Genomic DNA, 19,857 nt, shown 5'->3' on the forward strand with positions numbered 1-19,857 from the left:
CGGACGTCATGCGCGCGAGGATCCCCGCCATGCCTCGAGAAGGTCGGCCGGACTGACGGGCGCCTTGGGCGCCGGTCCCTGAACGGAGCCGGGCGTCCGGGAGAATCTCGGGGCAGGCGCCGGTTGCTGGACTCCATCGACAGATACGAAGGACTCCCTGTGCTGAAGATGCGGGTGCTTTTCAGCTTCGCTCAGTGTCAGGACTGGAGCGAAGCATGCATCCGTGCCCTCGAGGAGTTGACACCAGTGAGCGCGCGTCTCCGTTCGAAATGCCTCGGCAAAGAAGGCTTCGAGCTCCGACCACCTGGCCCGATCATTCTGGGATTTCTGCAATTCGGCAGGCACACCCAGCTTCTCGCAGAGCAATGCGAAGAACTTCGGCTCGATGGGACCGACCGAGACGTATTCACCATCGGAAGTCTCGTAAGACTTGTAATAGGGCGCCCCGCCGTCGAGCACGTTGCTTGCCTTCTTCTCGACGTAGTGACCGCGCAAGCGTAGCGTGTGAAACAGACTCGTGAGAGACACCGCACCATCGCAGATTGCAGCATCGACAACCTGGCCCTTGCCCGAGCGTTGCGCTTCGAATACAGCGGCCAGAATTCCAACAACGAGATATAGGCTCCCGCCGCCGTAGTCACCCACCAGGTTGAGCGGAGGGACCGGCGCCCGTCCAGCCTCGCCAATGGCTGCCAGCGCACCTGAAATTGCAATGTAGTTGATGTCGTGGCCAGCAGCGAGGGCTAGCGGTCCGTCCTGCCCCCAGCCTGTCATCCGTCCATACACAAGCTTTGGATTGCGCTTCTCAACCTCTGCAGGACCAAGGCCCAAGCGCTCCATGACCCCCGGCCGAAACCCTTCCACCAAAACATCAGCTTCTGAAACGAGTTCGAGCACCTTCTCAACATCCGCTTGATTCTTGAGGTCCAGGAGCACCGTCTTGCGCCCACGGCCGACGATGTCGAATCGATCCCCCAGCTTCGCATCGCTCCGGTCAATTCGGACCACCTCGGCACCCAGGTCCGACAGGAGCATGCAAGCGAATGGCCCCGGGCCAATGCCAGCCATCTCAATCACACGCAATCCTGCGAGTGGTCCCGACGCTGGCGAAGCGCTATCTCGATTCATGAAGTCTCCAGTAGTTCAATGTTGTCAGCAGAACAGCCTCATCGCATGCAGCCGGCTAACTCATCAGCATTTGAGCCACCAACGGCCATTGCAACGACCATTGATGCAACTATACAATGGCTCAACCATTAAAACCAGAGCGGTGGCGTTCATGAATATAGAGCGAGTTTTGCTGCACACGCGCCAAGTGCAATACCGGTGCTACCGGCGCGGCGATGCGCTATGGGAGATCGAAGGCGAAATGCGCGACTTCCGCAACTACGACACCATGGTGGCGGAGAAAGGCAACCTTCCAGCTGGAACCTCCGTACATCACATGGTGATCGCGCTGGTGGTGGATGAGGAACTGACCGTGCGAGACGTCGTCAGTCGCATGGAGGCCGTTCCGTTCCGCGTATGCCGGGAGATTGAAGACAGCCTGGAAACGATGGTAGGCGTACGCATGGGATATGGCTGGCGCCACACGATCAACGAACGTCTCGGCGGCACGGAGAGCTGCACTCACCTTCGTGAACTGCTTGTCAACATGGCCACTGCGGCGTTCCAGGCCATTCCGACCTGGCAAGCCCAGCAGCGCAAAAACCGGGGTAAAGATCCTCTTGATGGAGGACGCCCCCATTACCTCAACCAGTGCCGGTCCTGGCGAATCGATGGTCCGGTGGTGCGAGATCATCTCCCTCAGTTTTATCAACCCAACGATGTTGCCGGTGCAGAGCCGGATAAGGAATGAACCATGTCTGAAATTGAAGACCGCAAGCCCCGTGGCATGTACTTCGAAGACTTCGAGATCGGGAAGACCATCATCACCTCACGTCGCACAGTGACGTTGACCGACATTGTCAACTTCGCGTGCCTGTCCGGGGACCACAATGCGCCGCATATTGATCACGAGTTTTGCAAGACGCAATCCTATGGAGAGCCAATTGCCCACGGTCCGCTGGTACTGGCCATCGCAGGTGGTCTTCAATGCCTCAGCGGCATCAATGACGGGACCATCATTGCCATGCTCGGCAACGACCAATGGCGCATGCATCTGCCCGTCAAGCACGGGGATACCATCCACGTCGTGATTACCCCGATCGAGAAGAAGCTCTCCAGCAAGGGCACGTCAGGGGTCGTCACGTTCGACCGCAAGGTCAAGAATCAGCGAGGCGAGGTAGTCCACTCCATGATTACCACATTGCTGTATCGACGCCGTCCGCAGTAAGGCCGCGAAGCCAGACAAAGAAAAACAGGGCGCTTGCGCGCCCTGCCCTCCTGCTACACAAGCCCCTGTTACAGATCCATCTGCTTGGCAAGGATGTTGCGTTGGATCTCGTTGGTGCCGCCACCGATGGGGCCAACCCGGGAATCGCGGAAGAACATCTGCATGTCGTACTCCATCGAGTAGCCGGCGCCCCCCATGATCTGCAGGCCAATGTCCGCGCACTTGAAGTTGTTTTCGCTAGCCACAATCTTGGCGATCGACGCTTCATTCACGGCAGCCTGCCCGGCGTCCAGCACATCGGCGGCCCGGTACACTACCTGACGCGCAGTCTCGGACAGGATGAGCATGTCTGCCAGCTTGTGCTGAATGACCTGGAAGTCGGAAATTGGCTTACCGAACTGAACCCGTTCCTTCGCATAGTCGCGGGCATACTCCGTGATCTTGAAGCAGTGACCCGCGGAGATGGCAGCCAGGCCAAGGCGCTCGAGACCCAGGCAGCTCATGATGTTCTTCCAGGCACGGCCTTCGCCGCCGAACAGATTCCTGGCGGGAACACGGACGTTATCGAAGAACACTTCATTGGCATGGGTGGTGCGGCGACCCAGCATTTGCAGAGGACGGACCGTAACGCCCGGGGCTTTCGCATCGACCAGCAACGTGCTGATGCCTTGATGGCGACCACCTTCCCGGTCGGTACGCGTGATGACGACAAAATAGTCTGCCACGTGGCCGCAGGTAATCCAGACTTTGTTACCGTTCAGGATGTACTCATCACCGGCAGGTTCCGCATAGGTCTTGAGGCCTGCCACGTCGGAGCCAGTACCCGGTTCGGACATACACAGTGCCAGCTTCGCCTTGCCGGAAATGATCTTCGGAATCAGTTCCTGCTGCATCTCGGGCGTACCGAACTTGGCGATATGCATGCCCGCGTATACCGCCGAAGTCGTAATCGCTTGCGCGATGCCCGTGTAGTAGTAGCCAAGCGTTTCAAGGAGAACAGTGATGTCGCGGTACGAGCCGCCCATCCCGCCAAGGTGCTCGGGGTAGAACAGTCCGATATAGCCTGCGTCCGCCAGTGCCTCGTAGGCCTCGAGCGGGAATTCGCGGGCTTCGTCCATCTTCCGGACTTTTTCCCACGGCAGGACCCGATTGAGCAGGTCGAGGACGCCCTCACGCATCATCCGCTGGTCTTCAGTCAGCCCGACAGTATTAATCAACGACATTGTTATCTCCTAGCTACTATGAATTTCGCAACAGCATGGGGCCGCAGCGCAGTGGCTGAGCTATGCGCCCCCCGGTTGATGCTGGTTAAGAAAGTTACCTACTTGCTGGGCCGCGCTGCGAACAGAGGACCGTCCTTGTACTGCAGAACCACCATTTCGACTGCTTGACCAATCTTCAGAGTCGCCCCGTTGTCTTCAACGAGGCGACATGCCAGGCGAATCCCACAATCGAGATCCACGATTCCGCATGCGTAGGGGGCCTCGGCAGCGAATACAGCGGGCGCGGCGTGAATGCGCGTCCATGAGTACAGCGTCCCTGTAGTGCCCAAGGCCTTCCATTCCATCTGCGTCGACCAGCAATGCGGGCACACGAGCTTTGGCGGGAACGTTGTCTTACTGCAATCGGTACATTGGGTGGTAACCCAACTGCCCTTTGCCAGTTGTGACCAGAATTCCCTGGTGAATTCGGATTCACGCGGCGGGTATGCACGCTCGCCATCGACAATCAGTGCTTCGAGGGTCATTGCTTTGCCTCCATAACGTGAATCATGGCCGCGTTGTAGTTGCCGAGTTCGCCTGTAGCCAAGCCGAACTGCGCATTCCTGACCTGGCGCTCCCCTGCCCTTCCTCGCAACTGTTCTGCAAGTTCCACATAGTTGTAGAGCGACGTGACGTACGCAGGGTGGCCACGGGACGTCAAACCACCAGATGTCGAGATGGGAATGCGGCCACCGAGACGTGTCTCCCCATTGAATGCCGCGCGTGCACCTTGCCCCTTGGGAATCAGCCCGATTGCCTCACTCACTAGCACTTCAACAATCGTGCACGGCGCGTACAGTTCGGCGACATCGACGTCTTTTGCACTAATGCCAGCTTGCTCGTAAGCCGTAGCAGCCGCCTGTCTCGCCGACTCGAATGCGATCATGTCATTCGGGACGTCGCTGATTTGATGGCTGCCATCGTGGAAGAAACCACGTCCTTTTACGAGCACGTACGGTCGCCCGATCTCGCGAGCAACTTCCTCGCTAGCCAGAACCAGGCAGGCCGCACCATCGCCACGCGGCGGAACGTCATAGAGCCCAAGCGGCTCGACGATGGGGCGCTGTTGAACGACTTCGTCCAACGTTACCGGCTTGCGATACTGCGCTAGCGGGTTCATGGACGCATGGAATCGGTTCTTTACAGCAACCGAGCAGAGTTCCTCCTTTGTGGCGCCGTGCTCATGCATGTAGCGCATGGCGTCCATCGCATACCATGCGATGGGCGTAAAGCCGGCCGACGTATGGAAATCAACATCACCCGTCGTCCGCATGCTGCTCATCATGTGTTCGGCAGCAGAGACAGCGCTCTCCATGTTGATACCGAGCGCAAGCGACACCTCAGACCTTCCCAGCATGATGTCGTTGCACGCCTGGTCAAACGCCAAGGCTGCGGTCATGCCGTTGCCCATTACCTCCATGACGTTACCCCGGCATGACAACCGAAGCTGCCCCATGAGGAACGTGTGGAAGTACTTCTGGCGTGTGTATGGACGAGGAAGCGTGAAAACCAGGCTCTGGATATCCTGCTTGTCGACTCCGGCATCCTTGACTGCCTCGACAACAAGGCGGGTCATGATTTCGTGCTCCAGTGTCTGGAGCGCTGCATCATCTGCTGTCTGGTGACGCCCCACCGGGATCGCACTGGCGCCAATGATTGCTACGTTTCTGGTCATATGCTTGCGTGGCTGATTCAATCCTGTTTGACACCAAACGCGCCGGATGCGCTGAGTTCGGCGATCTGGCTGTCGCTGAGCTTCAGGACATCCTTCAGCACTTGTTCAGTGTCTGCACCCACGGCCGGCGCGGCCGTGGCGCCGCGTGCGGGTGTGCGACTCAGCCTGAGTGGCGTGGAGATGTTCGGAATCCAGCCTTTCACCGGATGTTCAATGCGGGTAACCAGTTGTCGAGCGGCAGCTTCGTCAGACGATAGTGCTTCTGACAACGTCTTTACTTGCCCACTCGGGACACCTGCCGCACGCAGCTTCGGCTGCCAATAGCGCCACGGATGCTTGCCGAACTCCTCCGCCATGAGCTTGAATAGCTCGTCACGTCGCTCCAGGCGATTGGCGCGCTTCGAAAGCACGGGGTCGTGAGCGAGATCGGGTCGCTCCAGCACCTGCTCGAACAGACGAACAAAGATTCCGTCATTGCCGCAGTTGATGTAGAACGGCACGTCCTGACAGTGGAACACGCCCGAAGGGCACGTATCGGGGCTGGTATTTCCGTTACGCTGAGGTTCATAGCCGGTGGTCAAATGCTGCATGGCTGCGAACCCGGTCATCAGAATGGCGGTGTCAAAGAGTGCCACCTCGACAAACTGACCTTCACCATCCCTCTGGCGCCCGAGCAGCGCAAGAAGAATCGCGTTGGTGGCCATCATGGCGGTACTGATATCCATCACGGCGGCGCCGGTTCGGACTCCCTGGCGATCCGAGTAGCCGTTCATCGAGATGAAACCACTCTCAGCTTGCGCGATAGGGTCGAACCCGAGGCGGTCCGCATAGGGCCCGGTGCGCCCATATGCAGAGACCGAGCAGTAAATCAGTCGCGGATTAATCTCCCGACAGGTTTCGTAGTCCAGCCCGAAACGCTCCATGACGCCGGTCGAGAAGTTCTCGACCAGCACATCCGCTTCGGCAATCAGGGCCTTCGCGAGCGCAAGGCCCTCAGGGGACTTCATATCGATGCCAATGCTGCGCTTGTTGCGGTTGGTCCACAGATAGGGAGCACCTTGCGCAGGAATTTCGGGGTCCATGGGCGGGTAGTAGCGGAAGTCATCTCCCTTTACAGGAGCCTCCACTTTGATGACATCTGCGCCAAAGTCAGCCAATGTCATGGTCGCCAGCGGCCCAGCGACAAAGTGCGTGAAATCAACCACACGGACGCCATCCAGGACGCCCTTCCCTTTCGAGGACGTTGCCTCGTGCTGCGGTAACGACTCAACTCGAGCTCGATCAAACACGCGTATCTCCTGTTCCAGCGGCTGCTGTTCAACCGCCTCAAATTTGTCCCACCCGAAGACGCCGGCGCGGGGCCGCCATTCATGACGTTCACGCGGTCGTACAATCGCGCACATCCTAGTTGGTTGATCCGTTGAATGGTTCTACCAAACTATTCTAGTGAGCTGGAAGCGAAGTCGTCAATGGGTATCGATCCCTGACGTGCAAGAGCGTGCGTGTGGAGGTTTGGGAGAGTCCCTGCAAGCGGGCCGATGTATGACCCAGTTCCGCGCCAAATCGTGCTTCCCTCGGCCAGAAGCCTTTTCCCGAGGGTTATCCCTGATTTCACAAGGCACTCGTTCAAATACAATTGGCTCAACCTATTTGGTTGAACCAATAATGGAATGACGAAGTCTTGGTGGCGTTCCGGAATACCGCAGGTAAGGTAACCCGCGCTTCGGATGGTCTCAGACGGCGACGGGCCTTTTTTGGAAAGCGCCGCACCGGCCATCGAATTTCTCGAAAACTATTGCGGTTCTCGATCTTGTGGAGAAAATTGGTGTCGACGCTTTCGGGCTAGTCGACACCTCTCGGCTACGAGGTCAACCTCACCGCGCCGTCGCTGTGCCTGTGCAGGGTCAAGCCAGCCAGTTCTTGATGTTGGCACTCATGACCGCAGTGGAAATCCCATAGCGATCGTGCAGCGTAGGCAGTGCGCCTGCATCCAGGAATTTGTCAGGCAACGCGATCTGACGGAATGGAACGGCAACTCCCGCTGTCATGAGGGACGTGGCCACAGCCTCTCCCAGGCCACCGATGGTGGTATGGTTTTCCGCCACGATTACGAGGCGGCCTGCCCTGCTGGCTTCCCGCACGATGGTTTCGGTATCGAGCGGCTTGATCGTCGGCACATGCAGGACCGCCACGCCCACGCGATCGGCTTCCAGCGCCTTGGCCACTTCCAGTGCGCGCATCGTCATGATTCCCGACGATATGATCAGCACTTCGGCGCCATCGCGCAGCAACTTGGCCTTCCCCAATTCGAACTTGTAGTCATACTCGTCCAACACCACCGGCACATTGCCACGCAGCAGCCGCGCATAAACGGGACCGTCATGTGCGGCGATGGCCGGCACCATCTGTTCGATATCGATGGCGTCACACGGGTCGATCACGGTCATGTTCGGCATCGCGCGCATCAGCGCCAGGTCTTCCGCCGCCTGGTGGCTCGGTCCATAGCCCGTGGTCAGGCCTGGTAGTGCGCAGACGATCTTGACGTTGAGGTTGTCCTCAGCGATGGTCTGGTGCATGAAGTCATAGGCGCGCCGTGTGGCAAATACCGCGTAAGTGGTCACGAACGGCACGGCACCTTCATGAGCGAAGCCAGCGGCCGCACCCATCAGCAGTTGCTCGGCCATGCCCATCTGGTAGTAGCGCTCCGGGTATGCCTTGGCAAAGAGATGGAGGTCGGTGTACTTGCCGAGGTCGGCCGTCATGCCAATGATGTCGGCCCGCTGCGCAGCCAGTGCCGTCAGCGCATGACCGAATGGTGCCGCGCGCGTAGCCTGTCCTTCGGCAGCAATCGAGGCAATCATCGCCGAGGTCTTGAGCCGGGTCTTGCCGGTCTGAATGGTATTGCTCATGCTTGTCTCCCGGCTTCCAGCGCTTGCAGCGCCAATTGCCATTCGTGGGCTTCCACCCGGATAAAGTGATTCTTCTCGCGCTGTTCCAGGAACGGCACGCCACAGCCCATGCGCGTATCGCAAACGATCATGCGTGGCTGCGGCTCGGTGTGGGCACGTGCGTTGTCGAACGCCTTGGCCACCGCATCGATATCGTTGCCGTCCACACGCTGCACATACCATCCGAACGCTTCGAGCTTCGGCACCAGTGGCTCGAACGCCAGGATCTGCGTCGACGGCCCGTCAGCCTGCTGGTTGTTCACATCGACCATGGCGATCAGGTTATCGAGTTTCCAGTGGCTGGCAGACAGGATGCCCTCCCAGACCGATCCTTCGTCGAGTTCGCCATCCGAGAACAGCGTATAGACAAAGGCGTCCGAATTCTTGCGCTTCAGCCCCAGGCAACGGCCCACGGCGATCGTCAGGCCCTGGCCCAGGGAACCGCCCGACATTTCCATGCCCGGCGTGTAGCTGGCCATGCCTGACATCGGCAAGCGGCTGCCGTCACTGCCATACGTTTCAAGTTCTTCCGCCGGCAGGATGCCAGCCTCGAGCAGCGCGGCGTACAGCGCGATGGCGTAGTGTCCGTTCGAGAGCAGGAAGCGGTCGCGCCCTTCCCATTCGGGATCTTCGGGGCGGTACTTCATGGCACCGAAGTACGCAACGGCCAGCACATCGGCAATGTCCAGCGCCTGGCCAACATAGCCCTGCCCTTGTACTTCGCCCATCAGGATGGCATTGCGCCGGATGCGATAGGCGCGTTCGGCCAACGACACTGGCGTGTCGAGATTGGTACGACTCATGATGACTCCAGGGGAAAAAATTCAGCGGTTGACGGCCTTGGCCGGCACCAGGAAGACCAGCAGCGCGCCGCAGACGACCGTTGCCGAGATAAACATCAGGCCAGCAGTGGACTTGCCGGTCAGATCGTTGAGCCAGCCCACAATCGCCGGCGAGAAGAAGCCCGCGAGGTTGGCCACGCAATTCACCGCCGCGATGCCTGCTGCGGCAGACATGCCGCCAAGCAAAGCGGTGGGCAGCGCCCAGAACTGGGACGACGAAGTCATGATCCCGGCCGCCGCGATGCACAGACAGACAATCGCAGCCGTGACACTGCCCAGCAGCGGCAACGTAGCGAAGCCAATTGCCGCAACCAGCATCGGAATGGCCAGATGCAGGCGGCGCTCACGACGTTGGTCGGCGGACCGGCCGATCAACGGCAGCGCAACAATGGCACACAGGTATGGCACCGCGGTCAGGATACCCACCCAGAGCGGGTCGACCACGCCGGTCTTGCGGATAATGGTCGGCAGCCAGAACGTGAGGCCATACTGGCCCAGCACCACGCAGAAGTAGATCGCGGCCATCAGCCACAGACGACGGTCGGACATGAAGGCGCGGATCGATACGTGTTGCACCTTCTGTGCGTTGTCGCCCTCGACATTACGCTGCAGCAGCGCCTTCTCCTGGTCGGTCAGCCACTTGGCGCCCTGGATGCCGTTATCGAGATAGAACAGGATGGCGATGCCCAGCAGCAGCGATGGCACAGCCTCGATCAGGAACAGCCATTTCCAGCCGGCCAGGTCGTGCACGCCGTGCAGCGCATGCATGATCCAGCCCGACAGCGGCCCGCCGACGATACCTGCCAGCGGAATGGCCATGAAGAACATCGACAATGCCTTGGCGCGCCGTTCAGAGGGAAACCAGTACGTCAGGTACAGGATCACGCCCGGTGCGAAGCCCGCCTCGGCCACCCCGAGCAGGAAGCGCAGTACGTAGAATTGTGTGGGAGTACTGACAAACGCGAAGCCCGCCGAGATCACGGCCCACGTCAGCATGATGCGCGCCAGCCAGTTGCGTGCGCCAACCTTGTGCAGGATGACGTTGCTTGGCACTTCGAAGATAAAGTAGCCGAGGAAGAAGATGCCTGCGCCCAGGCCGTAGATGGTCTCGCTGAACTGCAGGTCACCAAGCATCTGCAGCTTGGCAAAGCCCACATTGACACGATCCAGATACGCGCCCAGGTAGCACAGCATCAGGAACGGAATCAGGCGCCGCATCACCTTGCCATAGGTGCGCGATTCGAATGACGCCTGATCGGCGCGCGGCATCACCGCGTCGGCCTCAATGGCCGACGCTGCGTATTTCGTCTTCATGGAATGTCTCCTGCCTGTGCCCCGGGTGGTCCCGGGTGCGTTGACATGGTGTTGCGGCCCCCCGACCTGCAGGCCGCAGGGCTTCAGTGGATCAGCATGCCGCCGTTGACGTCGAGCGTGATGCCAGTCAGGTACGAGGACAGGTCGCTGACCAGGAACAGGCAGGCATTGGCCACATCGGCGGCGTCGCCCAGCCGGCCAAGCGGAATGCCCTTGATGATGTCGGTGCGCATCTCCGGCGTCAGCTTGTCGCCGGTGATATCGGTCTGGATCAGACCTGGCGTCACCGAGTTCACGCGAATATGGTCGCCGCCGAACTCGCGTGCCATGGCCTTGGCCAGGCCCAGCACGCCGGCCTTGGCCGCACTGTAATGGGGGCCGCCAAAAATGCCGCCACCGCGTTGCGCCGATACCGACGACATGCAGACGATACTGCCGCGCTTCTGCTCCTTCATTTGCGGCAACACCGCTTGGGACATGTACAGCGTGCCACGCAGGTTCACATCAACCACCGCATCGAAGTTGGCGGCGCCGATATCGAGCGTACGGATCGGCTGCGTGATGCCGGCGTTGTTGATCAGGCCATCAATGCGACCATAGCGCTCCACCGTAGCGTGGACGGCGGCGTCGCACGACGCCTTGTCAGTCACATCGCAGCGCAGGCCGAGATGGCCCTCGCCCAGATCAGCCGCCGCCGCTTGCGCCGCTTCGAGCTGCAGGTCGACGATAACGACCTTTGCCCCTTGCTCCGCCAGCGCCCGGGCCGTGGCCTTGCCGATTCCGCGCGGCGATGCGGCTCCCGTGACGATGACTACCTTGTTCTCGACCAGCATCTCGTGTCTCCTTTAGTTCGACTTGACGATGGCTAGAGTTTTGTCGCTGGCGGAGCGCCGATCAATGCATTCGGCCTCAACTATCGTTGAGAAATTTTCAGATATCGAGGGTTATGGAGCAGCAGGAAAACCCTAGGCTGCGGTGCCGTCCTGCGGACGGTTGACCTCACGGTCGAGCCAGGCCAGGAAGCGCTCCACACGAGGCAGGTCGGCGTTCTGTGCGGGATAGACAACGTGATGGCTGGCCACCTCCACGGCGTATTGCGCTTCGAAGACTGGCACCAGAGTGCCTTTGCGCAGCATCACCGACGCCAGCAGCGAGCTTTCCAGCGCCACGCCAAGGCCTAGCGCGGCGGTTTCCAGCGACATGTAGGAGCGGTCGAACGAGAAATCGAAGGTCTTCTGTGCAGCCTGCACGCCGAAGCGTGCGAACCACTGCTGCCAGCGCACCAATGGGGTTTCGGAATTGATCAGCCGGCGATCAATCAGGTCGACAGGATCGCGTACCGGATGCTTGCGCAAATATTCCGGCGAAGCCAACGGCAGGATCCGTTCATGGCGCAGGCTTTTGACTTCGAGATCGCGCCAGTGTGCATGGCCATGCCGTACGTCGATGTCATAGAAGCCCGCGGTGAAAGACACGTCTTCATACGAGCAAGACAGGTTCAACTGTATGTCACCGTTATCGGCCTGGAACGACTCCAGCCGCGGCAACAACCACATCAGCCCAAAACTGGGACTGGTATGCACGCGCAGGATGTCAATGGCCGACGGGGTGGACGCACGTTCCGTGGCGCGATTCAGCTCTGCAATCACGCCGGTCACGTCGCGCAGATACTGCTCACCAACTGGTGTCAGAACCAGTCCGCGTCCCTGCCGGAAGAACAGCGATTGCCCAATGACATCTTCCAGATTGCTGAGCTGGTGACTCACCGCCGATGCAGTAAGCCCCAACTCCTCTGCCGCCTTGCCGACGCTCTTGTTGCGGGCAACACTTTCGAAGGCGAGGATTGCCTTCATGGGCGGGATGCGCATCTGGATCACCGGCGAATGGTCGGAGTGCCATTATGCCAAAGCGGACGACGTGCAAAAAACTACCCGTGTTGAGGCACGTAGAGTGCGCTTGATTCCGTGAAATCCAGCAATCCTTCTCGCCCAAACTGCCGCCCGATTCCGGATTCCTTGTTCCCACCGAAGGGCACGAGCGGATCCACGCCGACGTGCCGATTGATCCAGACCGTTCCGGCATCCAGTTGGCGCGCCACCTGCTCTGCATGCGCGATATCTTCGCCCCAGACAGAAGCACCGAGCCCTAGCGATGTTGCGTTGGCACGCGCAATCGCTTCTTTATCCGTGCCAAAGGAAAGAATCGGAAGTACCGGCCCGAACGTCTCGTTGTCCACGAGCGTACTGCCCTCTGCCAACCCGGTGACAATGGTTGGCTCGATAAAGTATCCGGGTCGGTCGATGATCTTGCCGCCGGCGATCACCCGTGCAGATGGATCTGCGGATACCTCGCCTAGCACGCGCCTGACAGATTCAAACTGTGCGGCGTTCTGCAAGGGCCCCAGCTCCGTGGAGGGATCGAATCCCTCGCCAACCTTGACGCCATTTGCCAGATCGGTCATGCGTCGTGCCAGGCGGTCATGCAGGGACTCATGCACGTACAGACGCTTGATTGCCATGCAAACCTGACCGCTATTCACAAACGCTGCCGCGAAAAGCGCGGGAGCAATGCGCTCGATATCCGCGTCTTGTCTCACGATGCATGCGTCGTTTCCGCCCAGTTCGAGTGTCAGGCGTTTGAGCGAGTTCGCACCGGTTGCCATGACACGCTTTCCGGTCGCCACGGATCCGGTCAACGTGATTTTTGCCACGTCGGGGTGGCTGCAGATGGCCTCTCCGAGGTCGTTGCCGCCATTTACGATGTTCAATACACCGGGCGGGAATATATCCGCCGCATACTGCCCAAGTCGCAAGGTCGCCAGCGGCGTGTACTGGGACGGCTTGAGTACGATGGTGTTGCCCGTGTAGAGGGCATGCGTGATCTTCGGGACTGCCAAGCCGATGGGCACGTTCCACGGTGCAATCGCCCCAACCACACCCAACGGTCGATGGCGAAGCAGGATGCGATACGCGTCGTCCTCGCGCAGCAGTTCATCGCCAATATCGATTGTGAGCATCGCTTCGAGAAGCATCGCGGCCCGCGCGACTTCCGTCCGGGTCTGGGCGAGTGGGCGCCCCTGCTCCAGCGTCAGCAATGCAGCCAGTTCCTCGACATGTTCACGCAGTAGCGCCGCCAGCCGTTGCAGACGACGTCCCCGTTCTTCCGGTCGCAGTGCCGCCCACGCTGGTTGCGCGTGCCTGGCCAACTTGATCGCCTCATCCAGTTGAGCAGCAGATGCCACAGGCGCCACCGCACACGGCTCCGCCGTGGCAGGGTTGATGACATCCATTGTCCCGGCACCCTCCACGAGCCTGCCGCCAATCAGAAGCGCAACGGGATGGTTGACCAAATGGCCGGATACCGCCTTCGCCGATTTGTAGAGCATATGTGTACCCTCGACTCCGTCACTGACCAGGTACTGCAAGAAGACGCCCACTCACCTTGCCTTGAGCAAGGTCGTCCAGCGCATCGTTGACCATCGACATGGGACGTACCTGTAGCTTCACAGGCGAACTGATCTCGCGTTCCTGTATCAGTGCGAGCAGCAATCGCATCTCATCGACGGTTCCGACGTAGGAACCCTGAAGCGTTATGTTCCGCATGGGCAATAGCGCCGTCGATACCGACAGCGATCCGCCGAACAATCCGACCACAATGACCGTGCCGCCACGCGCGACACTTTCCAATGCACAACCGACGGTATTGGCCGAGCCCACGAAATCGATCACGGCGCGAATCCCGTCTGGTGCGGCCTTCCGCAAAGCAGTCGCCGCATCGGCGGAACGCAGGTTGACAACCGCGTGAGCACCAGCCGTGGTGGCATATGCCAGCTTTTCATCGTCGATATCGGCCACGACGACGTGAGCCGGCGTTACCGCAGACGCCAGCCCAAGCGCAGCAAGGCCAAGGCCTCCGGCACCGATCAGCACGAGGGTATCTTGCGGCATCAAAGGCGGCAGCTTGCGCAGCGCACTGTACGACGTCAATCCCGAGCACGCGCAAGTAGCGGCGAGTAGCGGGTCAAGCGACCCATAGTCCAACAGATATCGTTCATGCGGCACCATGACGTAGTCCGAGTACCCCCCCGGTCGCCGCGTACCCAACGCCCGGCCCCTCTCGCAATCGATCTCGCGGCCACTCCGGCAGTTCAGGCACTCACCGCACCCATGCCACGGGTAGACTACACATCGGGTACCGCGCGCAACGTTTGCGTCGGGGCCAGTTTCGTCGACCACGCCGACGATTTCGTGGCCCATGGTGAACGGCAGTTCGACCCCCACGCTGCCGAATTCGACACGCTTGCCGTTACCGAGGTCCAGCGCGCCTTCGCGGATATGTATATCGCTATGGCAGACACCACAGGCCTCAACCTTGACACGCACCTCGCTTCCGCGTGGCATCGGCGTCTCTCGCACGACTTCCTGAAGAGGCCGGCCCCATTCGACAATGTCATAACTTTTCATGTCGTCGCTCCGTTCACCGTTCTGACTGCTCGGTGGCCAGCAATGCATCGAGCATGCGGCGCACTTTCAGCAAGGTAGCGTCGGCGGCAATGGCAATCATCGGGGCTTGTGGCGTGGCGGAAATTACCGCTTGTTGTGCCTCGATGATCTCCCGGTCCTCCTCGAATGCACTTGCCACCTGCTGGGTAAGCTTGCGCGTGAGATCTTCTTCTTTCGAAGCGAAATCGTTACGAGCAGTTGCCCAGAAGTAGTGGGTCGTGGTCTCGTCGCACGGTGTCAGCGCGATAAACGTATGAAGCTTGATGGCGGTCGGGTCTTCGCTGTCATACCCGTCGCCCACCGGCGCAATGACTGAGTCCTGGACAAACAGGTTGCCCCGGATGTGCCAGACGTAATGATTGAAGCGGTCGACCTTTTCAGGCAGTTGGCCAAGCTCGCGGGCGAATGCCGGTGGCGCGCTGTCAGGCGTGGTAAAGCGAACCGAGACGGTCTCACCGCAGAAATCCGTTTCCGGGCGGACATTACCTTGCTTGCGGGTTCCAATCGACTTGTTATGGACAAACCCGAGATGAGAGAAATCAAGCAGGTTGTCGACAATCAGCTGTACATCCGACGCATAGCGGATGTAGCCACCTTCTTCGACACTCCAGCCAGCGCGATCGTGCCAATGCACGGGGCGGATACTTTCCGGATCCGCCTCTTCCGGCAGCCCCATCCAGATCCACACAAGGTTATTCCGGACCTCGACCGGGTAGCTGCGGACACGCAATTTGTCCGAGAGCTTCTCTTGCCCAGGTACCTCGACGCATCGGCCGGAGCAATCGAACAGCAGACCGTGGTACATGCAGCGAAGTTGGTCGCCTTCCTGTTGCCCCTTGGACAAAGGCGCAGCCCGGTGGCAGCACCTGTCTTCCAGTGCAACCAGCCGTCCGTCACCACGACGGTAGAACACGATGTCCTGTCCAAGCAGGCGACGCGACAGAAGTCGCTCACCTGGAAAATCCGCGTCCCATCCGGCCACATACCAGGCGTTGTTGAGGTACATAGAGTTGTCTCCTGTCATAGCGCTGCTGACCCATCGCCGGGTCGCGCGCTCTCTTGTTGAGGTTCAACTCACTCTATGTCCTGCGTAACCTGCTGTCTGCCACCCGCCTGGGTGACAAGCCGCCAATTACCGCACCATCCTGCGGGCTTCTTTCTGGCCAGGTAGCCAGGCTCCCCAGAAATCGAGGTATGCGACAACCAGTTCCCTTTGCGATGCGATACCGATGCGCTGATAGGCTCGCTTGACGTAACTCTTTATCGTATCGACGCTAACTCTCAAGTCCTGCGCAATTGCGGGCAAGGAATGGCCGAAAACGATTCGTGCGCAGACCTCGCATTCGCGCGCCGGCATATCGGCCTGCGCGCCGAAGCATTGTTCGGCGAGCACCAACGAAATGAAGGCGTCGGCAGGCCGCCGACGGATTGCCAGGGAGGCGGCATGGCGGTCTACCAGTGCCATGACGATTGGACCGGCCGCGACCAATGTCTCCACGTCGCTGAACTGAAAGGAAGAGCTTCCTCGCCACCGGAGCAGGCTTATGGCGAAAACACCGGCGCTACCTTTGTGACAGATCAGAAGCCTGTCTACCAGATGTGTGTAGACGAGATCGCGCAGGCGACTATCGGAGATATCGCCGCGCGTAAGTCTGGCATGCGTGAGGCTCGCTGAGGCAAGTTGATGGCGCGCCTGATGCAAGGCGGGGTCGATTGCCCAGAGTTTGTCGTGCGCATACGAATCGATGCGCGCGGCCGATTCAAAACGAAGCGGGTCGCTGATGGCTACGACATCGACGCCGTCATCGGCAACCCGATAGCATGCACAGAAGTCAACTCTGCAAATGCCGTCGACGAGCAAGTCGAGTTGCGCGCCAAACGAGTCGGTGCCAATTGCCGCGATCGCATTGGCGACGCGCTCACTCTGGAAAACACTTACATCCATTGAGCTTCTCCAAATACGTTGGAGCAAGGCCGGACGCCGATGCACTCCTGCGTAAAGCGGAGCAAGCCGCTTACTGGCCGCGGGAGAGACGTTTCCCCGCTGCACCAACACACACACACGAGATGAGCATCAATGCGGCCACGATTGCCATTCCCATCGGCAAGCTATGGAAGTGGCCTTGCGCCTTGCCAATGTACATCGGTGCGAGCCACCCACCAAACAGGGCACCAAAGGAACTGATAAGTGCAATGGCGGCAGGACGGACGTTGGTCGACAGGTAGGTCTGAGGAATTGACCAGAAGATCGCCAGGGAAGAGTACACGCCAATATTTGCAAGCATGAATCCGATCAGTGCAGCAGTGGCGCTTTGCGATGTGGCAATGAGAGCGAATCCGAGCGCCGCGATGACCATGCATGCGACTGTGTGCCACACACGTTCCTTCATTTTGTCGGAACGACGCGACAAATAGGTCATGCCAATTACCCCGGCGAGCGGGGGCACTGCCGCGACGAAACCGATGATGGACAGCGCAATGCCATGACCGTGCATGATTTGCGGCAACCAGATGCCCAGCGTCGCATTGCCGCAGAAGATGCCGATGTAGCCGACGGCTAGAACCCAGAGCACCGGACGACGCAGCAAGGTTCCAAGCTTCGCGGATTCCTCGTGCCTGGTAGTTGCCTCGCGGTCGATCTGGGCTTGCAGCCATTCGCGCTCCGAGGGTTTCAGCCACGTTGCCTGATGGGGCCGGTCGGTGAGGTAGAAGATGCCAATCACACCAAGACACACTGCCGGGAGCCCTTCAAGCACAAACAACCATTTCCACCCAGGTATTCCGAAGACGCCGTCAAGCCGCAGAATCGCTCCGGACACAAGCGATGCAAGGATGTACGCCGACGGAACCGCATAGGTGAATGCGGCGTTGTAGCGAGCCCGATAGCTTTGAGGAATCCAGTAGCTCAGGAACAGGAAGACGCCGGGCGTCAATCCGGCTTCGGCCATGCCAAGCAGGCCACGCACCAGATAGAAGCTGTACGGACCCGTCACGAATGCCATGGATACGGTGACCAGGCCAAACAGCATCGCGATGCGCGTCAGCGTAATGCGGGCCCCGTACCTGGCGAGCGCCAGATTGCTGGGAACCTCGAATAGCGAATAGCCAAGGAACAGGATGCCCACTCCTACCCCATACATCTGCGGCGTCAGGCCAAGTTCCTTGTTCATCGAGAACGATGCAAACCCCAGGTTGCCCCGATCCAGTACCGACACGATGTATAGCGCGATCACGTACCACATCAGGCGCCGCCCCACCTTCCTGACAATGGCATCTCCTGAAGCCTTGTCGATAACTGGGTGACTGACTGCCTTCAGCGAGGCATGAATGGGGGGCGACGATACTTCCATCTTGTCTCCGAATCTCTTTTGGTGGGACCACTTTGGTGGGGACACTATAGAAAAATTGCTTCGCCAAACGATAGTCGGGTAAGTCCCTAGACGCATCTTCACAATGGCACAGAGAGCACATTGCGCGGGAGAGTCGGCCTTGTAAATGGTCAGGCCTACCAAAATTCAGGGTAATTCAGGCTCAGAATTCAGGGTTTCTACCGATTTCTGCCATTCCGTCTGCACCTACAATTGGTCCTACCAGATTGGATTACCAAAAAAGGACCTCACAATGCTTTCACGCGAAGACAACGAACTGCTGGTGCGCGTCGGCCAAGGGACGGCCATGGGCACCCTGATGCGGCTGTACTGGATTCCATTTCTCAAGGCATCGGAAGTAACAGCTGGCGGTCAGCCGTATCGCGTGAGGCTGCTTGGCGAAGACCTGGTCGCGTTCCGGGACAACAGCGGGAACGTCGGCCTGGTGGACCACGCCTGCCCGCATCGCGGGGCGCCGATGATCTTCGGCCGCAACGAAAATGACGGTTTGCGCTGCGTCTATCACGGCTGGAAATTCAAGGTCAGCGGCCAGTGCGAGGAAATGCCGTGCGAGCCTGCGGACAGCCCGATGTGCAAGCGCATGAAAATCAAGGCCTACCCGGTCAGGGAGCGCAACGGTGTGCTGTGGACTTATATGGGCCCCGACGCGGACAAGGCACCCGAGCTTCCCGACGTGGAATGGAATATGGTGCCGGAGGAGCAAGTCGCCATTTCCATGCGCGTCCAGGAATGCAACTGGCTGCAGGCGCTGGAGGGCGAGATCGATTCGGCCCATGCCGCGATTCTCCACGGCCGCGTTGGCGAAGGTGGCGTGATCAACCAATGGCGCCAGGCTCAGGATTTGAGCCCGACGTTTGAATGCGTGCAGCACGACGCTGGCATCAGCATCGGCGCACGGCGCAAGACGCCGGACGGCGACAACTACGTGCGTGTGAATCAGTTCCTGATGCCGTTCTGGACCTTGGTTCCGCCCCAATCCCAGTTCCCCGAGCTAAGCGGCCACGCCTGGGTGCCCATCGACGACGAGCACACGCTCTGCCTGATGTTCTCCTATCACCCGGCAAAGCCGTTCTACGAGCGCACCCGGAAGCTGTTCAAGGAAGGTCATAACGGCCGCGAGACTGGCCACCATTCGGACGGTGCATTCGAGAAGCGGCCGGTAACCGAGCCGTATCACACCTACTGGAGCCAGTACAACCGCGGCAACGCCTATCAGTTCGACTACAAGTCGCAGGTGGAAAAATACAACTCAGGGATGCCGGGCCTGTGGATTCAGGATGCGGCATGCCAGTCCGGCACGACGCCCATCCTCGATCGCAGCAAGGAACATCTGGGCACCAGCGACTCCGGAGTTGCCCGTATGCGGCGCGTGTTGCTGGAGGCCGCAAAGAAACTGGCGGCGTCGGGCGAGCGTCCGCCATCGACCAATTTGCCTGGCGCATTCCGCTGGCGCGCAGTGTCGTTGACCATCCCCCTGGGCGGCGACTGGATGAAGCTGGGTGAAGACGCAATGCGTGCGGAGCCGGGCAAGGACTTTGGCTACACGCCCTGATACGTCCCCAATACGCCACCAATGCGTCCCCGCTAAGT

Annotated in this window: 18 protein-coding genes; 3 read left to right on the forward strand and 15 right to left on the reverse strand. The window is 59.7% G+C overall.

The annotated features are described in order from the left end of the window. Nucleotides 1–6 precede the first annotated feature (6 nt). On the reverse strand, nucleotides 7–1,128 hold the full coding sequence (locus tag ACO550_RS17325) for a CoA transferase (protein WP_315593211.1): 1,122 nt from the start codon (nucleotides 1,126–1,128) through the stop codon (nucleotides 7–9). 103 nt (nucleotides 1,129–1,231) lie between these two features. Here ACO550_RS17325 and ACO550_RS17330 point away from each other — a divergent pair, with 103 nt between their 5' ends. Together ACO550_RS17330 and ACO550_RS17335 are read left to right on the forward strand one after the other, a co-directional pair. Next, a complete protein-coding gene (locus ACO550_RS17330) occupies nucleotides 1,232–1,858 on the forward strand; it encodes a DUF2889 domain-containing protein (RefSeq protein ID WP_315593212.1) in 627 nt (208 codons plus the stop codon). 3 nt (nucleotides 1,859–1,861) lie between these two features. Continuing rightward, the gene (locus tag ACO550_RS17335; RefSeq protein WP_315593213.1) at nucleotides 1,862–2,335 is read left to right on the forward strand and encodes a MaoC/PaaZ C-terminal domain-containing protein; all 474 of its coding nucleotides are present in this window, start codon (nucleotides 1,862–1,864) and stop codon (nucleotides 2,333–2,335) included. A 68-nt stretch (nucleotides 2,336–2,403) separates the two neighbouring features. Here ACO550_RS17335 and ACO550_RS17340 read toward each other — a convergent pair whose 3' ends face one another. From ACO550_RS17340 to ACO550_RS17405, 14 genes are all read right to left on the reverse strand, one after another. Continuing rightward, nucleotides 2,404–3,558, reverse strand: coding sequence for an acyl-CoA dehydrogenase family protein (locus ACO550_RS17340; RefSeq protein ID WP_315593214.1), 1,155 nt, complete (start codon nucleotides 3,556–3,558; stop codon nucleotides 2,404–2,406). 98 nt (nucleotides 3,559–3,656) lie between these two features. Further along, nucleotides 3,657–4,082, reverse strand: coding sequence for a Zn-ribbon domain-containing OB-fold protein (locus ACO550_RS17345; protein ID WP_315593215.1), 426 nt, complete (start codon nucleotides 4,080–4,082; stop codon nucleotides 3,657–3,659). Beyond that, nucleotides 4,079–5,272 (reverse strand): thiolase family protein, encoded by a 1,194-nt coding sequence (locus tag ACO550_RS17350; RefSeq protein ID WP_315593216.1) that lies wholly within the window; start codon nucleotides 5,270–5,272, stop codon nucleotides 4,079–4,081. Before ACO550_RS17350 ends, ACO550_RS17345 begins: the two co-directional genes overlap by 4 nt. Nucleotides 5,273–5,289: 17 nt before the next feature. After that, complete coding sequence (locus ACO550_RS17355; protein ID WP_315593217.1) at nucleotides 5,290–6,561, reverse strand: CoA transferase; 1,272 nt, start codon at nucleotides 6,559–6,561, stop codon at nucleotides 5,290–5,292. Nucleotides 6,562–7,176: 615 nt separating this feature from the next. Further along, entirely contained in the window at nucleotides 7,177–8,181 is a 1,005-nt protein-coding gene (locus tag ACO550_RS17360) for a transketolase family protein (RefSeq protein ID WP_315593218.1), read from the reverse strand. Next, entirely contained in the window at nucleotides 8,178–9,023 is an 846-nt protein-coding gene (locus ACO550_RS17365) for a thiamine pyrophosphate-dependent enzyme (protein WP_315593219.1), read from the reverse strand. Before ACO550_RS17365 ends, ACO550_RS17360 begins: the two co-directional genes overlap by 4 nt. A gap of 21 nt (nucleotides 9,024–9,044) precedes the next feature. Next, complete coding sequence (locus tag ACO550_RS17370) at nucleotides 9,045–10,376, reverse strand: MFS transporter (RefSeq protein ID WP_315593220.1); 1,332 nt, start codon at nucleotides 10,374–10,376, stop codon at nucleotides 9,045–9,047. Between the two features lie 83 nt (nucleotides 10,377–10,459). Further along, the gene (locus ACO550_RS17375) at nucleotides 10,460–11,209 is read right to left on the reverse strand and encodes a glucose 1-dehydrogenase (protein WP_315593221.1); all 750 of its coding nucleotides are present in this window, start codon (nucleotides 11,207–11,209) and stop codon (nucleotides 10,460–10,462) included. A gap of 132 nt (nucleotides 11,210–11,341) precedes the next feature. After that, nucleotides 11,342–12,244, reverse strand: coding sequence for a LysR substrate-binding domain-containing protein (locus ACO550_RS17380; protein WP_315593222.1), 903 nt, complete (start codon nucleotides 12,242–12,244; stop codon nucleotides 11,342–11,344). Between the two features lie 59 nt (nucleotides 12,245–12,303). Further along, the gene (locus tag ACO550_RS17385; protein ID WP_315593223.1) at nucleotides 12,304–13,761 is read right to left on the reverse strand and encodes an aldehyde dehydrogenase family protein; all 1,458 of its coding nucleotides are present in this window, start codon (nucleotides 13,759–13,761) and stop codon (nucleotides 12,304–12,306) included. A gap of 19 nt (nucleotides 13,762–13,780) precedes the next feature. Then, nucleotides 13,781–14,839 carry a zinc-binding dehydrogenase gene (locus tag ACO550_RS17390; RefSeq protein ID WP_315593224.1) on the reverse strand — a complete coding sequence of 353 codons (1,059 nt, stop codon included), beginning with the start codon at nucleotides 14,837–14,839 and terminating at the stop codon, nucleotides 13,781–13,783. Nucleotides 14,840–14,852: 13 nt separating this feature from the next. Beyond that, the gene (locus tag ACO550_RS17395; protein ID WP_485994914.1) at nucleotides 14,853–15,884 is read right to left on the reverse strand and encodes a Rieske 2Fe-2S domain-containing protein; all 1,032 of its coding nucleotides are present in this window, start codon (nucleotides 15,882–15,884) and stop codon (nucleotides 14,853–14,855) included. Nucleotides 15,885–16,010: 126 nt separating this feature from the next. Further along, on the reverse strand, nucleotides 16,011–16,823 hold the full coding sequence (locus ACO550_RS17400; protein ID WP_315593226.1) for a LuxR C-terminal-related transcriptional regulator: 813 nt from the start codon (nucleotides 16,821–16,823) through the stop codon (nucleotides 16,011–16,013). A gap of 70 nt (nucleotides 16,824–16,893) precedes the next feature. Continuing rightward, complete coding sequence (locus tag ACO550_RS17405) at nucleotides 16,894–18,228, reverse strand: MFS transporter (RefSeq protein ID WP_315593227.1); 1,335 nt, start codon at nucleotides 18,226–18,228, stop codon at nucleotides 16,894–16,896. Nucleotides 18,229–18,499: 271 nt separating this feature from the next. Here ACO550_RS17405 and ACO550_RS17410 point away from each other — a divergent pair, with 271 nt between their 5' ends. Then, nucleotides 18,500–19,819, forward strand: coding sequence for a Rieske 2Fe-2S domain-containing protein (locus ACO550_RS17410; RefSeq protein WP_315593228.1), 1,320 nt, complete (start codon nucleotides 18,500–18,502; stop codon nucleotides 19,817–19,819). The last annotated feature ends 38 nt before the right edge of the window (nucleotides 19,820–19,857 follow it).

The sequence above is a fragment of the Cupriavidus sp. genome, from assembly GCF_057315035.1.

Excerpts from the sequence above, each read along its gene's own strand:
- ACO550_RS17325 (WP_315593211.1), bottom strand. The coding sequence starts at position 1,128 with ATGAATCGAGATAGCGCTTCGCCAGCGTCGGGACCACTCGCAGGATTG.
- ACO550_RS17330 (WP_315593212.1), top strand. The coding sequence starts at position 1,232 with ATGCAACTATACAATGGCTCAACCATTAAAACCAGAGCGGTGGCGTTC.
- ACO550_RS17335 (WP_315593213.1), top strand. The coding sequence starts at position 1,862 with ATGTCTGAAATTGAAGACCGCAAGCCCCGTGGCATGTACTTCGAAGAC.
- ACO550_RS17340 (WP_315593214.1), bottom strand. The coding sequence starts at position 3,558 with ATGTCGTTGATTAATACTGTCGGGCTGACTGAAGACCAGCGGATGATG.
- ACO550_RS17345 (WP_315593215.1), bottom strand. The coding sequence starts at position 4,082 with ATGACCCTCGAAGCACTGATTGTCGATGGCGAGCGTGCATACCCGCCG.
- ACO550_RS17350 (WP_315593216.1), bottom strand. The coding sequence starts at position 5,272 with ATGACCAGAAACGTAGCAATCATTGGCGCCAGTGCGATCCCGGTGGGG.
- ACO550_RS17360 (WP_315593218.1), bottom strand. The coding sequence starts at position 8,181 with ATGAGCAATACCATTCAGACCGGCAAGACCCGGCTCAAGACCTCGGCG.
- ACO550_RS17365 (WP_315593219.1), bottom strand. The coding sequence starts at position 9,023 with ATGAGTCGTACCAATCTCGACACGCCAGTGTCGTTGGCCGAACGCGCC.
- ACO550_RS17370 (WP_315593220.1), bottom strand. The coding sequence starts at position 10,376 with ATGAAGACGAAATACGCAGCGTCGGCCATTGAGGCCGACGCGGTGATG.
- ACO550_RS17375 (WP_315593221.1), bottom strand. The coding sequence starts at position 11,209 with ATGCTGGTCGAGAACAAGGTAGTCATCGTCACGGGAGCCGCATCGCCG.
- ACO550_RS17380 (WP_315593222.1), bottom strand. The coding sequence starts at position 12,244 with ATGCGCATCCCGCCCATGAAGGCAATCCTCGCCTTCGAAAGTGTTGCC.
- ACO550_RS17385 (WP_315593223.1), bottom strand. The coding sequence starts at position 13,761 with ATGCTCTACAAATCGGCGAAGGCGGTATCCGGCCATTTGGTCAACCAT.
- ACO550_RS17390 (WP_315593224.1), bottom strand. The coding sequence starts at position 14,839 with ATGAAAAGTTATGACATTGTCGAATGGGGCCGGCCTCTTCAGGAAGTC.
- ACO550_RS17395 (WP_485994914.1), bottom strand. The coding sequence starts at position 15,884 with ATGTACCTCAACAACGCCTGGTATGTGGCCGGATGGGACGCGGATTTT.
- ACO550_RS17400 (WP_315593226.1), bottom strand. The coding sequence starts at position 16,823 with ATGGATGTAAGTGTTTTCCAGAGTGAGCGCGTCGCCAATGCGATCGCG.
- ACO550_RS17405 (WP_315593227.1), bottom strand. The coding sequence starts at position 18,228 with ATGGAAGTATCGTCGCCCCCCATTCATGCCTCGCTGAAGGCAGTCAGT.
- ACO550_RS17410 (WP_315593228.1), top strand. The coding sequence starts at position 18,500 with ATGCTTTCACGCGAAGACAACGAACTGCTGGTGCGCGTCGGCCAAGGG.